Raw genomic sequence first — 12,941 nt, 5'->3', positions numbered from 1 at the left:
AGATCAAACAAGTTTTGATAGTAAAAGAGATATGAGATGACAACCCCTTATACAGGTAATGGTCCTGATGACTTGGGATTTTTTGGTCAATTTGGCGGATGTTACATGCCAGAGAGCTTAATGCCGGCACTTCAAGAATTAGAGCAAGCCTTTAATACTGTTCGGCACAAACCTGAATTTTGGGCTGAATATCAGCAGATTTTAACGGACTTTGTTGGTCGTCCTAGTCCTCTTTTTTATGCAAAAAACCTAACAGCTTATGCAGGCGGCGCTCGAATATATTTCAAGCGAGAAGATTTGAACCATACGGGTGCGCATAAGATCAATAATTGTGTAGGCCAAATCTTATTAGCCAAATTTATGGGTAAAACCAGAATCATTGCAGAAACGGGTGCTGGGCAACATGGTGTTGCAACAGCAACGGTTTGCGCGCTGTTTAAGATGAAATGTACCATTTTTATGGGAGAAACAGATATTCAGCGGCAACAAATGAATGTTGAGCGCATGAAATTACTCGGTGCTGAAGTCAGAAGTGTTCAAAAAGGGCGTGGGACTTTAAAAGATGCCATGAACGAAGCATTACGTGACTGGATTCGTCATGTGGATACAACCTATTACCTGTTGGGTACTGGCGCAGGCCCTCACCCATATCCGACGATGGTCAGAGAATTTCAGAAAATTATTGGTCTAGAAGCCAGAAACCAAATACTCCTGAAAGAAAATAGGCTGCCTGATGCTCTTGTTGCTTGCGTGGGTGGGGGATCAAATGCACTAGGGTTGATGCATCCTTTTCTAGAAGACCTGAATGTCAAAATGTTTGGCGTTGAGGCAGGTGGAAAAGGAACAAATAGTGGTGAACATGCCGCCTCTATTTGCAAAGGTCAAGTCGGTGTGCTGCATGGCAATTTAACCTATTTATTACAAGATTCAGATGGGCAGATTTTAGAAGGGCACTCTATATCAGCTGGCTTAGATTATCCTGGTGTTGGCCCTGAACATGGCCTTCTGTTTGAAACAGGACGTGTTACATATACGGCGATCACCGATCAAGAAGCGGTAAATGCCTTTCAGCTTTTAAGCCAACAGGAGGGCATTATTCCTGCGCTTGAGAGTTCTCATGCGATTGCATATGCGATTCAACTTGCTCAAGAAATGCAGCCAGAACAGATTATTATTGTCAATTTAAGCGGCAGAGGTGACAAAGACTTAAACACGGTCAAAAAATATCTTGCAGGAGCTACAGCATGAACCGTCTAGATCAAAAATTAGAGCAATTGAAACTGGAAAATCGAAGCGGTCTGGTCTGTTATTTTACTGCTGGAGATCCTAATTTTGCAGAAAGTTGTCGTCTGTTGAGCCAATTAGGTCAAGCTGGGGCTGACATTATTGAAGTTGGCATTCCTTTTTCAGATCCAGTGGCAGATGGAGAGATCATTCAAGCAGCACATCTTAGAGCATTACGTGCAGGTCAAACGGTCAAACAGACCATTGAGTTGGTAAAAGCAATCAGGCTGCATGATGACAAGACACCAATAATTTTTATGACTTATTTAAATCGGATGATGCAATATGGTTTCGAAACACTTGTCGCCGATACAGAAAATCTTATAGATGGAATATTGATTTTAGATGCTCCATATGGATATCGAGAAAACTTTGAAGTGCAATTAAATGAAAAAAATATGCATTTAATTGCAATGACAGCGCCGACTACCCCAGTTGAAAGGTTAGAGCAAATCTCAGCGCGCGCGACAGGTTTTTTATATCATGTTGCAGAAAATGGCTTAACAGGGGGGCATTTAAATCTACCCAATATTGAGAAAAAGATTGCTGAAATCAAGCCTATTTTTAATATTCCAGTTGCAATTGGCTTTGGGATCAAAAATGAAAGTCATGTTAAAGCATTAGCCAATAAAGTAGATCTTATTATCATTGGCTCAGCACTTGTCAATACTTTTTTTAATAAGGGGATGAATGCGACTTTAGAAAAAGTCACAGTTTTTTCGCAAATCCTGAGAGAAAATAAAGAGTAGGCCAGCTTCTTTCATAGGTATTCTTTAAAACAATAATTAAATATAAAACAGTATCTTATCTTAGCCTTCTCCCGAAAGGGAGATGGAACTTTATACGTGGATTTTTTTACTGAAAGTAATTGCTTTTTAAAAATCACTATTATCATACAGATGTGACATACGTTTTTGCTTTGTTTCTAAATAATCTTTGTTAAAAATATTTAAGCCAACTTTTAAAGGAATACGTTCAACAACGTTGATTCCTAAATCAGTCAAAGATTTGATTTTAAATGGATTATTTGTAATCAACTTGACGTCTTTTATTTGTAAATAATCAAGCATAATGGTACACATGTCATATTTACGAGCATCTGCTGGCAGGTTTAATAATAAATTTGCATCAAGGGTATCATGTCCTTGGTCTTGAAGTGCGTAGGCCCGAATTTTATTGGTTAGTCCTATGCCACGGCCTTCTTGGCGAAGGTATAAAATGACACCTTGACCTGCATCATGAATCATCTTCATGGTTGAGTGTAATTGTGGACCACAATCACATTTGAGTGATCCAAAAGCATCACCTGTTAAACATTCTGAATGAATTCTGACGAGTACAGGTTGATTAGAAATAGTATCCATGTCTTTGGCAAGAGCGATATGTTCTTCACCAGTACTTTGGTCTTGAAATGCCATAATTTCAAAATCACCAAACGCTGTAGGTAACTTTGATTTGGAAACAAATTCTATAGCCATTGAAGAATACACCTATATAAATTTATAATTGGTAAAATTACTAAATTTACCTTAAAAGCACTTGCTAAATTTTTGTGGTTCTAAATTTCAGCGTTTTACTTCCAATTCAAGTATAGGTATTTAATAGTGAATTTTATGTGAAATGTTATTAAGAATAATTTTATTGAGGTTAGAATTTTTTATAAAAATATGCAAAAGCTTCGTTTTCCACAAGCCATCCATAATCTAAAGCTTTATAGTAAGCCAATCGATTATCAACACTGATGATACAAGGTGGATATTCAGAATTCAGCAGCTTGAGGTTCATTAACAGCTGTAATGTAGATACATTGCCATTAATATTTTTTAGCCTGCTAACTTTTCGCGGTACAATGAAGTAGGTTGGTTGTAAATGTTTTAATAAACAAAGGTTTAATTTTTTTGCTGTGCGCATACTATCCCGGCCGAATAAACAAAAATGTCTTAAGCAAAGATAAATGAAGAAAAATGTAAGTTAGTATAGTTCTATATTCCTAAAACAACTTGATACGGTTTAAATCCGTCTTGTACCGCCTCTGAAACTAACCGAATAAATGCTTCAGTCTTTCCAGAAGCCATCCATTGATCCAATGCTTCATAGTAAGCTAAACGATTTTCTACAGTAATCACACAGGGTGGATAGCCTGCTTTAAGCAGTTCCAGATTCATCAAAAGACGTGATGTGCGACCATTGCCATCAATGAATGGATGGATACCCACAAAATCCGCATGTACTTTGGCTGCACGTTCAATCGGGTGAAGTTTATATGCTTCAAGGTTATACCAATCGATTAGCTGAGCCATCTTGTCATTTAATAAAGTATAGTCAGGAGGGGTAGTAGTAGCACCAGAAATCAATACATTTTGCTGACGATAACGCCCAGCATTCTCATCATCAATATTTTTTAAAATAAGTTGATGAATATTGCGAATTTGCCATTCTGAAAATGGTTCTTCCTTACGAATAATGTCTTCGACGTAGTAAATCGCATTTCTATGGTTTATCGCTTCGAAATGTTCTCTTAACGCTTTTCCACCTACAGTAATACCTTCAAGAACTACTTTGGTTTCCAATAGTGTAAGAGTATTACCTTCTATGGCATTTGAATGATAGGTCCAGCGGACAATAAGATCTTCTTGTAAATTTTTTACAATTGCAGGAGATAAAGGGCGATATTGATCTAATTTTTTCTTTAAATCATCAATAATTTCAAACATAACTTTAACCCTGAATGTGTCTTTCTGAATAATACATCAAAAAATAAATATCAAAAATGTAATGTTATATTATAATATTTTGGTTGAGCTATAAAGATCGTATAATGAGTACACCATTTCAAATCCTTTAGTTCGGATTTGAACAAGATTATTTTTGTGATTCAATGCACTAAATCTAATTTGGGTAAAAAATGGGTATAGGTAAAATGCTATTGACTTTATAATTCACTAAATCAATAGCTTAGGAGTTGAGTTTAATTGACGCCATCCCATCAGAAAAGATGAGAATTTGTATTATTTAATGAAATAAAATGAACTTTAAACAACATTTAAAATTTTTAATAAATAAGAGTAAAAGATTGATAACGATGACACAATCTGTCCATGCACCCACATAAATTTGCTTATTGATTGATGAAACAAAATAGTTCTACTCATGAGCGATTAGCTGATCGTTTAGCTAATATTTTGACCATGTTAAATATGGGGTCTCATTTGAGCTCGGCTTTGTTACACAAACCTATATCTAAGGTTTATTCCACAATATAATTTTCAAATGAATAAGCCTACACCTAAAATTTATCGTACAACCAATTGGCCCGCATATAACCGAGCACTCATTAGTCGCGGAAATATTGCCATTTGGTTTGAATTCGCCCTGCTACGCAATGGTATGCTCCATCAAAAGGCAAACAAGGGCGAAATCAAACCTACTCCGACGCAGCCATCCAATGCTGCTTAATGATTAAATCCTTATTCAGTCTGTCTTTACGTATGGTCACTGGCTTTATGCAAAGTCTGATTAAACTTTGCGGCTGAGCAGCCCCGAATATCAGTGATATTCGTACACCACGCTTTGTAGAAGACAAAAGCATATTGATATTTCAATCAGCTACCAAAAAAGTAGCGATGGGCTGCATCTACTCATGGACTCTTCAGGCATGAAGTTTCTAGATGAGGCAAATGGAAACGCAAGAACCATGGACCTGAATATCGACGAAAATGGCGTAAACTGCACATAGATATAGATGCTGAAACACTGCAAATACGTGCAGTTCAGCTTACAACAAATAATGTCAGTGACTCACAGGTTCTTGGTGATTTACTTGATCAAACTCCACAAGATGAGCGGATTGACTCTGTTTATACCGATGGAGCTTATGACACTAAGAAATGCCGTCAGGTCATTGCAGATCGGCAAGCGCATGCGGTGATTCCACCTAGAAAAATGCGAAACCATGGAAAGAAACAAAGAGCAAGCAGCTCGCTAGAGCGAAATGAATTACTTCGAACAGTTAATCTTGCGAAGCAGTGCTTCTCAGGTAAACACTATGGAAAAATGGTCAGGCTATCATCGGCGAAGTTTAGTTGAAACTAAGATGCGCTGCATTAAATTATTAGGAGATAAACTCAATGCAAGGAGTTTTGATAGCCAAGTCAATGAGATTCATGCACGTGTAGCAGTCCTTAACAGATTTACGGAATTAGGTCGACCACTTACCCAAGTTACGCCTTAAATTTGGCTTAATTAGGGGCGCTTTGCCTTTCAAATCTTTGTGCAACAAAGCCCTAAAAATTTAAAAAACCAGAAAAAATAGGAGTTTAGAGCTCCCATTTTTATGTTAGCTTTCTAAGTCTCTATGTTAATTTGAAGAATACTTCATCATAACGTCCGAATACAGCTATATTTTTTTGATTTCTACAATATCACTTGATTCAATTAGCGATTGGATATTACCAAATAAACTTTGAATATAATCAGACGCTATATGGATATCTAAATCCTCTCTGCTACGCCATTCTTCTAAGAAGAAATATCTACTCGAGTCATTTTCGCTAATATAAAGCTCATATTTCAAGCATCCTTCTTCTTGAAGCGTAGGCTCTATTACACTTTTTAAAAGCGCTTCTAACGTTTCTTTTTGATCTGATTTTGCCTTAATGTTCGCAATTACTGAAATAGTCATTATTTCACCTTAAGTTTGTTTTAGAAGTTTTCTAGTACAATTTTGCCTTTTGATTTACCTGATTCAAGCAACTTATGCGCCTTCTCCAAGTTTGCAGCGTTAATTTTGCCTAGATTTTGGTTGAGGGTACTTCTAATTTTTTGCTGGTCAACTAATTGGGCAACCTGTTGCAACAGATCACCTTGCTTTTCAATATCATCGGTTTCATACATTGAACGAGTGAACATCAACTCCCAATGGATAGAAATAGATTTAGTCTTAAACGGCATAATATCAAATGTTTGTGGATCATCGATCAATCCAAGCTTGCCTTGTGGTGCAATCAGAGAAACTATTTGCTTGATATATGTTTCTGTATGATTTGTAGAGAAGACGTATTTTGGTTTTTCAATACCTAGTGCTTCGATTTGTTCGTTTAAATCTTTGCTATGATCAATGACATGGTCGGCACCAAGTGATTCCACCCAAGATTTCGTTTCTTCACGTGAAGCTGTTGCTATAACGGTCAGATTTGTTTTTGCTTTTAGGAGTTGGATAGCAATTGATCCTACACCGCCTGCACCACCAATAATCAGAATACTGCCAACATCTGTTTCTGAAATTTGAAACCGATCAAACAGCATTTCCCATGCCGTTATAGCAGTTAATGGCAATGCTGCGGCTTCTGCATTAGATACTGTAATTGGTTTAAGACTGATAATTCGTTCATCGACTGCTTGAAACTCAGCATTACTACCATCTCGGGTTAAATCGCCAGCATACCAAACAGAATCTCCTACTTTAAACGAGGTAACTTTTGAGCCAACTTCAATAATTTCCCCAACGGCATCCCAACCTAAAATACGATTATTTGCTTCAGACGAATTTTTTCGCACTTTGGTATCAACTGGATTCACAGAGATTGCCTGAACTTTTACCAGTACATCACGCTCCTTAAGTGTAGGCTTCGCTTTTTCAATATCTACCAATGAATTTTTAAAATCATCATGGTTATTGATAACATACGATACGGCTTTCATAGATTTGTCCTTAACTTTAAAAATATAGTAAAAATGGGAGCGAGGTGCTCCCATTTTTTGTTATTCAATTATTAAAACTCTTGGCTCGTTGGGCGTAAAACAATTTCATTAATATCTACATCCGCAGGCTGTTCAATTGCATAAGCAATTGCTCGAGCGACTGAGTCAGCTGGTATAGCTTGTTTGTAGAAATCAGTAACAAACTCTGAACTTTCTTTATGAGACGAACCAAATTTTAGTTCTGACTCAACTGCACCAGGCTCAATAGTAGTCGTTCTAATTGTTCCCCCAACTTCATGACGAAGTCCTTCAGAGATGGCTCTTACAGCAAACTTAGTACCGCTATAAACAGTACCTCCTGGACTAAATACTTTTATCCCTGCAACAGATGCGAGATTAATAAAGTGTCCAAAGTTTTGTTTTTGGAAAACAGGTAGGGTAGCTGCAATACCATAAAGAACACCTTTAATATTAATGTCGATCATACGATCCCATTCATCAACTTTTAGCTCACTTAATGGTGCAATAGACATTAATCCAGCATTGTTTACCAATACATCGATTTGACCAAATGCGCTTAATGCTTTTTCAATAAGTGCTTGTACTTCCTGTGGTTTGGTTATATCCATACCAATAAACTCAGCTTGACCACCTTCAGCACGAATGTCGTGAACAATAGCCTCTAATTTTTCAGTACGTCTAGCACCAAGTACAACCTTTGCACCTTTTTTAGCAAGTAAGCGAGCAGTAGCTTCACCTAAACCACTACTTGCACCTGTGATAACAATAACTTTATTTTCTATATTATTCATACAAGTAACCTTCAACCTATCTGGTAATCATATTTGATGGGTTAAGTATTACAGCCTTGTTATATATAATAAATGAATAATATTATCTTTCAGAATTCCTATTTACGGAATAATTACCAGACCACAGGATTGGACATGCAGAACAAATTGGAAATGATGCGTATCTTTTGTGTCGCAGCAGAGTCTCGAAATTTTAAAGAGGCAGCAACTCAGCTGGGTATTTCCCCGCAGGTAGTGACACGGGCAATAAAGGAGCTAGAAGAGCAGCGCGGAGAGATTCTGTTTTACAGGAGTACTCGACAAATTAAAATTACTGCTGATGGTGAGCGTTTGGCAAAGCAAGCACGTTTTGCGGTGGGATCGATTGATGCTCTGATTATAAAAGACACCAAGGAAAAACGAGATGAAATGCGTGGGACTGTCCGTCTTACTGTGTCGTCTGTGTTAGGGCGTAAATTGGTAGTACCTGCACTAGCAGAATTTGCCACACGTTATCCAGATATTGTCGTGGATTGTGTGCTAACAGATTCACACTCGGATGTGATCGATGAGCGAATAGATATCGGGATCAGATTTGGATTTTTGCCGGACAATCGATATGTGGCAAGGGAATTGGCTAAAGTGAATTTTTATTCTGTGGGTACGCCAGAGTTAATTGATAAGGTTGGAATGCCCAAAAAAATTATTGACCTTGATAAATACCCTCTAACAGCACTATTCGATCATAAAACAGGGCGTTACTGGCCATGGACATTCACCGAAAGTCGAAGCTTCACGCCATCAAAGCCTCGTTTTATTACAGATGATCTAGAAGCTGAATTTCAAGCTATTCTCGCTGGAGTTGGATTCGGACACATGCCTGGATTTCTAGTTTTGCCGTGGCTTAGGAGTGGTAAGCTCATTCAGATACTTCATGAGGAAACCTCTCCCGTTTGGCGCCTGTATTTATATCGTCCACAGCGGGGCCCGACACCTTTGCGAATCCGAGCATTGTTTGATTACTTAGTGGAAGTGCTGGGCCATATAGAAACCTGAATCAGAAGGAACTAACCTTTTTTCTAGAAAGTAGAAATCAGATAAGACCATCATGTATTTAGAGTAACTACAATTTTTCCTATTTGCTGATTTGATTCAAGATAGCGCTGAGCGTCATGCATGTTCTCAAAGTTAAAGCAACGGTCGATCACTGGACGAAGATATCCTGCACCTATACTGCTAAGAATAAATCGTCTGGCTTGCTCTCTTAGAACAGGGTCATGCAGAACCTCAAGGAACAAAAAACCTCGCATGGTTAAGCTCTTGCGTAATGCAACTTTAAGGGGAAATGGTGTGATCTCCGGGCTAAGCGCACCATGCATAACCATAGTTCCTCCTACAGACATCGCTTTGGCAATCTGTTCAATATGTGGCCCTCCTACAGCATCGAAGGCGACATCAAGATGTTCTCCACCTAAACGTAAAACAAGCGCCTCATACAAATCTGGTTCATCTTCACTGGCTATAACATTTTTAACACCGAGATCCAGTAAACGTTGCTTTTTCTCTATCGTCTGTGTACTTGCAATGACCTTAGCACCCGCTGCTTCAGCGATCTGTATCGCAGCTAGTCCTACGCTACTTGAAGCTGCTGTGATCAAGATCGTTTTTCCTTTCGAAACTCCACCAGCATGGATTACACCACCCCAAGCCGTCAAATACTGCATCCAGATTGAAGAAGCTTCTTCCCAGCTTAAACTATCGGGTTTGTGAACTAAAAAAGTTTCTGGAATCAGAAGCTTGTCCGCATATGTCCCATATTTGGCTAGATTGTCAGTCGGAAGAATCGATACTGCATCTCCTGGAGAAAATTGGCGTACACCTTCACCTATTGCCAGAACTATGCCTGCTCCCTCATATCCCAGACGAGAAGGGAATACTGCCTTTTGAATATAAGTCCCACGCCGAAACATTACATCAGCCCGGTTGAGTCCGATCGTTTTCATCTGGATTAGAACTTCTCCTGCTGCTGGTAAAGCAACAGGAAGTGTTTCTAATGTCAGAACATCTGTATCTCCAATACAATTGAAGCGCCAAGTCTTGGCCTGAAGTGCGTTAAATGACATCAATCACGACCTTAATATTGGCAGAGCGATCTTGAACAGCATCATGAGCCTCAATCGCTTGGTCTAGAGTAAAATGACGAGGATCAACAATAGGACGCAGTTTACCTTCCTCAACGAGACGAGTCGCGATCTTAAGGACATCACCATGATGAGCACGGCGATTGCCTGTTAACATCGGCATTAGGACGAATACGCCAGACACTGTGGCACACCGTAGAGATGAACTCGCTAAATTATGATTACCAAATGCAGCACAGCTGGTAATGTGGCCATAGTGAGTTGTCATGGAAAGTGAAGCTTCGAGTACTGGACCACCCACAGTGTCGTAAACAATGTTAAAACCTTGACCCTCAGGGCTTGCAGCAATAATGTCATCGGAAGATGCTGTTGTGTAATCGAGAGGTGTTGCACCGAGTTCTGAAATCAGTGATTGATCAGCTGTACGACCAGTCGCCCAAACATTTGCATCAAGTGCTTTTGCAAGCTGAACAACCATATAGCCAACGCCACCAGCACCACCCTGAACCAGTACAGTTTGCCCTGGTTGGACCTTCGCATTATCCACTAAACCTTCCCAAGCCGTGAGAAACGTCAATGGTAGTACTGCTGCCTCGCGCATAGAGATATTGCGTGGCTTTAATGCGATCAGATCAGCATCTGCTACAACATATTCTGCTAAAGATCCTTGAAGACCACGAACGCCACCTATCAGACCGTAAACTTCATCTCCGACGTTGAAGTGGGTGACACCTTCACCAACAGCAGTGACAACCCCAGCCATATCCGTTCCCAACACGGCAGGAAGCTCTGGCATAGCATATGGTGCTTCACCAAGACGAATTTTATAATCAATAGGGTTTACACCACTAGCATGAATACGGACTAGAACTTGCCCAGCCTCTGGTTGAGGTATAGGGAGTTCTACACGTGTAAATTCATGATCACCAAAATTTTCTAGGATAAGAGCATTCATCATCTTATTCATAGTTGTTCCTTATTCTTAACTAGGGGATGATATGCACAGTACCAAAATAAATTAATCCAATAAATGATATTTATAGGATTTAATAATTCCTAAATAATGAATAGTAAACATCATCCGCTCACTAAAAATATTCTAGTACAGTCTGTAAAGGCAGTTTAATCTAAACTGTCGGTAGTATTTTCAAGGCTTGAAACGTTCAAAATATCTACAAAGTGGCTAAAATTTGAAACATAATTCTAAAAGGTCACAGCATTACAAAGAACATGAGACAAAATAAAAAATGGGAGCTAAAAGTCCCATTTTTTTTGTGACTTTCGCATAAGCTCTATGATGTTAATTTAAAAAAACTAAAAACAGGGATAGAAAATTTTCGCTAAAGATCTTTTTAATTTTCGATTTATAAAAATTATTGCTTTTTTTATACTATGGGGTACTATAGTATTAATGCTAGCAAATAAGGAGGTCTGATGCCTAATCAGGTTGAAGACAAAAAAAAGATTCTTCTACGCGTCAGAAAGATCAAAGGTCAGACGCAAGCGATTGAAAAAGCGTTAGAAGACAATGTGGAATGTGGTGCAATTCTGCAACAAATATGCTCTGTGCGTGGTGCTATTAATGGTTTGATGAATGAAATGTTGGAGGTTCATTTAAAGGACACTTTAGTATCAGGTGAAACCACAGAACAACAACGAAAAGAAGAATTGGCTGAAATCGCCAAGATTCTAAAATCATATTTAAAATAGATCTGTATAAGGAATTATTCCATGAAGTCACGTGCTGCTGTTGCGTTTGGTCCTGGTCAACCTCTTCAAATTGTTGAAGTTGATGTTGCACCACCAAAGAAAGGTGAAGTATTAATTAAGATCTCCCATACCGGTGTGTGTCATACAGACGCATTTACTTTGTCTGGCGATGATCCTGAAGGTGTTTTTCCGGCTATTCTCGGGCATGAAGGTGCTGGTGTCGTAGTTGAGGTTGGTGAAGGCGTGACTAGCGTCAAACCAGGTGATCATGTAATTCCACTTTACACCGCTGAATGTGGCGAGTGCGTATTCTGTAAATCTGGAAAATCGAACTTGTGTATTTCCGTTCGCGAAACTCAAGGTAGAGGCGTAATGCCAGATGGTACCACTCGTTTTTCCTACAATGGTCAACCGATTTACCACTATATGGGCTGCTCAACGTTCAGTGAATACACTGTAGTGGCAGAAGTATCATTGGCTAAAATCAATCCTGAAGCCAATCACGAACATGTCTGCTTACTGGGTTGTGGGGTAACAACGGGTATCGGTGCAGTACATAACACGGCTAAAGTACAAGAAGGTGATAGTGTTGCGGTCTTTGGTTTAGGTGGTATTGGTCTGGCAGTCGTACAAGCCGCACGTCAAGCTAAAGCAGGGCGTATTATTGTAGTTGACATGAATCCAGATAAATTTGCGCTGGCAAAAGAGTTTGGTGCAACGGACTTCTTGAACCCTAAAGATTACGATAAACCAATCCAGCAAGTCATTGTCGAAATGACTGGCTGGGGTGTAGATCATTCATTTGAATGTATTGGTAACGTGAATGTGATGCGTGCAGCACTTGAAAGTGCACACCGTGGCTGGGGACAATCCGTAATTATTGGTGTAGCTGGCGCAGGTCAAGAAATCTCTACCCGTCCATTCCAACTGGTTACTGGTCGTAGATGGTTAGGTTCTGCCTTTGGTGGGGTAAAAGGTCGTACGCAACTTCCAGGAATGGTTGAAGATGCCATGAAAGGTAAAATTCAATTAGAACCATTTGTGACACATACGATGGGCTTGGATCAGATCAATGAAGCCTTTGATCTAATGCATGAAGGTAAGTCAATTCGTACTGTAATTCATTACGAATAATTCCGTCAGACCTTATACTTTTCCATGCATGTGAATCATGATTGACATGCATGGAATCCTCTAAAACGGCACATCATCTGTAAAACAGATCTATCTATGTATCCATCATGTATAGGTTCAACAAACCTGCCTACATTTTAAATCTTTATCAGTATTCTCTGTGGAGAATGTCAGACTCTTT

13 protein-coding genes and 2 pseudogenes are annotated in these 12,941 nt (G+C 39.0%); 7 read left to right on the top strand and 8 right to left on the bottom strand.

Translation table 11 applies throughout. The annotated features are described in order from the left end of the window. Window positions 1-36: 36 nt before the first annotated feature. Entirely contained in the window at window positions 37-1,248 is a 1,212-nt protein-coding gene (trpB, locus tag ACSC9N_RS13035; RefSeq protein WP_058952267.1) for a tryptophan synthase subunit beta, read from the top strand. Further along, window positions 1,245-2,033, top strand: coding sequence for a tryptophan synthase subunit alpha (gene trpA, locus ACSC9N_RS13030; protein ID WP_058952266.1), 789 nt, complete (start codon window positions 1,245-1,247; stop codon window positions 2,031-2,033). The genes trpB and trpA overlap by 4 nt, the downstream gene beginning before the upstream one ends. Window positions 2,034-2,159: 126 nt before the next feature. On the opposite strand, the gene ribA is transcribed toward trpA, so the two are convergent. From ribA to ACSC9N_RS13015, 3 genes are all read right to left on the bottom strand, one after another. Beyond that, window positions 2,160-2,762 (bottom strand): GTP cyclohydrolase II, encoded by a 603-nt coding sequence (gene ribA, locus ACSC9N_RS13025; RefSeq protein ID WP_058952265.1) that lies wholly within the window; start codon window positions 2,760-2,762, stop codon window positions 2,160-2,162. 169 nt (window positions 2,763-2,931) lie between these two features. After that, on the bottom strand, window positions 2,932-3,195 hold the full coding sequence (locus ACSC9N_RS13020) for a hypothetical protein (RefSeq protein ID WP_058952264.1): 264 nt from the start codon (window positions 3,193-3,195) through the stop codon (window positions 2,932-2,934). Between the two features lie 71 nt (window positions 3,196-3,266). Continuing rightward, on the bottom strand, window positions 3,267-3,998 hold the full coding sequence (locus ACSC9N_RS13015) for a Fic family protein (protein ID WP_058952263.1): 732 nt from the start codon (window positions 3,996-3,998) through the stop codon (window positions 3,267-3,269). Window positions 3,999-4,412: 414 nt separating this feature from the next. Here ACSC9N_RS13015 and ACSC9N_RS13010 point away from each other — a divergent pair. Next, window positions 4,413-4,511 (top strand): annotated as a pseudogene (locus tag ACSC9N_RS13010) (helix-turn-helix transcriptional regulator); the annotation flags it as partial. Between the two features lie 43 nt (window positions 4,512-4,554). Then, window positions 4,555-5,515: pseudogene (locus ACSC9N_RS13005) on the top strand (IS5 family transposase). A gap of 165 nt (window positions 5,516-5,680) precedes the next feature. Here the strand turns inward: ACSC9N_RS13005 and ACSC9N_RS13000 are convergent. The 3 genes from ACSC9N_RS13000 to ACSC9N_RS12990 form a co-directional block, all read right to left on the bottom strand. After that, window positions 5,681-5,965: a putative quinol monooxygenase gene (locus tag ACSC9N_RS13000; RefSeq protein ID WP_058952262.1), complete on the bottom strand. Its 285-nt coding sequence runs from the start codon at window positions 5,963-5,965 to the stop codon at window positions 5,681-5,683. Between the two features lie 20 nt (window positions 5,966-5,985). Further along, window positions 5,986-6,984, bottom strand: coding sequence for a zinc-binding alcohol dehydrogenase family protein (locus ACSC9N_RS12995; protein WP_058952261.1), 999 nt, complete (start codon window positions 6,982-6,984; stop codon window positions 5,986-5,988). Window positions 6,985-7,055: 71 nt separating this feature from the next. Then, window positions 7,056-7,796 carry an SDR family oxidoreductase gene (locus ACSC9N_RS12990; protein ID WP_001059479.1) on the bottom strand — a complete coding sequence of 247 codons (741 nt, stop codon included), beginning with the start codon at window positions 7,794-7,796 and terminating at the stop codon, window positions 7,056-7,058. Window positions 7,797-7,931: 135 nt separating this feature from the next. On the opposite strand from ACSC9N_RS12990, the gene ACSC9N_RS12985 reads away from it, so the two are divergent. Then, the gene (locus ACSC9N_RS12985) at window positions 7,932-8,831 is read left to right on the top strand and encodes a LysR family transcriptional regulator (protein WP_058952260.1); all 900 of its coding nucleotides are present in this window, start codon (window positions 7,932-7,934) and stop codon (window positions 8,829-8,831) included. Window positions 8,832-8,881: 50 nt separating this feature from the next. Here ACSC9N_RS12985 and ACSC9N_RS12980 read toward each other — a convergent pair whose 3' ends face one another. Further along, window positions 8,882-9,898 carry a zinc-dependent alcohol dehydrogenase family protein gene (locus ACSC9N_RS12980; protein WP_058952259.1) on the bottom strand — a complete coding sequence of 339 codons (1,017 nt, stop codon included), beginning with the start codon at window positions 9,896-9,898 and terminating at the stop codon, window positions 8,882-8,884. Then, on the bottom strand, window positions 9,888-10,883 hold the full coding sequence (locus ACSC9N_RS12975; RefSeq protein WP_034617118.1) for a zinc-dependent alcohol dehydrogenase family protein: 996 nt from the start codon (window positions 10,881-10,883) through the stop codon (window positions 9,888-9,890). Before ACSC9N_RS12975 ends, ACSC9N_RS12980 begins: the two co-directional genes overlap by 11 nt. A gap of 467 nt (window positions 10,884-11,350) precedes the next feature. Between ACSC9N_RS12975 and ACSC9N_RS12970 the strand changes: the two genes are divergently transcribed. Then, on the top strand, window positions 11,351-11,626 hold the full coding sequence (locus tag ACSC9N_RS12970; protein WP_001133624.1) for a metal/formaldehyde-sensitive transcriptional repressor: 276 nt from the start codon (window positions 11,351-11,353) through the stop codon (window positions 11,624-11,626). Window positions 11,627-11,647: 21 nt separating this feature from the next. Then, on the top strand, window positions 11,648-12,760 hold the full coding sequence (locus tag ACSC9N_RS12965; RefSeq protein WP_005105874.1) for an S-(hydroxymethyl)glutathione dehydrogenase/class III alcohol dehydrogenase: 1,113 nt from the start codon (window positions 11,648-11,650) through the stop codon (window positions 12,758-12,760). Window positions 12,761-12,941 lie beyond the last annotated feature (181 nt).

Source organism: Acinetobacter sp. PC34 (assembly GCF_051789135.1).
In the GTDB taxonomy this organism is placed as follows: domain Bacteria; phylum Pseudomonadota; class Gammaproteobacteria; order Pseudomonadales; family Moraxellaceae; genus Acinetobacter; species Acinetobacter johnsonii.
The sequence above is the reverse complement of the archived record's forward strand: the minus strand, read 5'-3'. Positions and strand labels throughout refer to the sequence as shown.

Bases quoted from the DNA above. Each gene is read 5' to 3' on its own strand.
- trpB (WP_058952267.1), top strand. From the start codon at position 37: ATGACAACCCCTTATACAGGTAATGGTCCTGATGACTTGGGATTTTTT.
- trpA (WP_058952266.1), top strand. From the start codon at position 1,245: ATGAACCGTCTAGATCAAAAATTAGAGCAATTGAAACTGGAAAATCGA.
- ribA (WP_058952265.1), bottom strand. From the start codon at position 2,762: ATGGCTATAGAATTTGTTTCCAAATCAAAGTTACCTACAGCGTTTGGT.
- ACSC9N_RS13020 (WP_058952264.1), bottom strand. From the start codon at position 3,195: ATGCGCACAGCAAAAAAATTAAACCTTTGTTTATTAAAACATTTACAA.
- ACSC9N_RS13015 (WP_058952263.1), bottom strand. From the start codon at position 3,998: ATGTTTGAAATTATTGATGATTTAAAGAAAAAATTAGATCAATATCGC.
- ACSC9N_RS13000 (WP_058952262.1), bottom strand. From the start codon at position 5,965: ATGACTATTTCAGTAATTGCGAACATTAAGGCAAAATCAGATCAAAAA.
- ACSC9N_RS12995 (WP_058952261.1), bottom strand. From the start codon at position 6,984: ATGAAAGCCGTATCGTATGTTATCAATAACCATGATGATTTTAAAAAT.
- ACSC9N_RS12990 (WP_001059479.1), bottom strand. From the start codon at position 7,796: ATGAATAATATAGAAAATAAAGTTATTGTTATCACAGGTGCAAGTAGT.
- ACSC9N_RS12985 (WP_058952260.1), top strand. From the start codon at position 7,932: ATGCAGAACAAATTGGAAATGATGCGTATCTTTTGTGTCGCAGCAGAG.
- ACSC9N_RS12980 (WP_058952259.1), bottom strand. From the start codon at position 9,898: ATGTCATTTAACGCACTTCAGGCCAAGACTTGGCGCTTCAATTGTATT.
- ACSC9N_RS12975 (WP_034617118.1), bottom strand. From the start codon at position 10,883: ATGAATAAGATGATGAATGCTCTTATCCTAGAAAATTTTGGTGATCAT.
- ACSC9N_RS12970 (WP_001133624.1), top strand. From the start codon at position 11,351: ATGCCTAATCAGGTTGAAGACAAAAAAAAGATTCTTCTACGCGTCAGA.
- ACSC9N_RS12965 (WP_005105874.1), top strand. From the start codon at position 11,648: ATGAAGTCACGTGCTGCTGTTGCGTTTGGTCCTGGTCAACCTCTTCAA.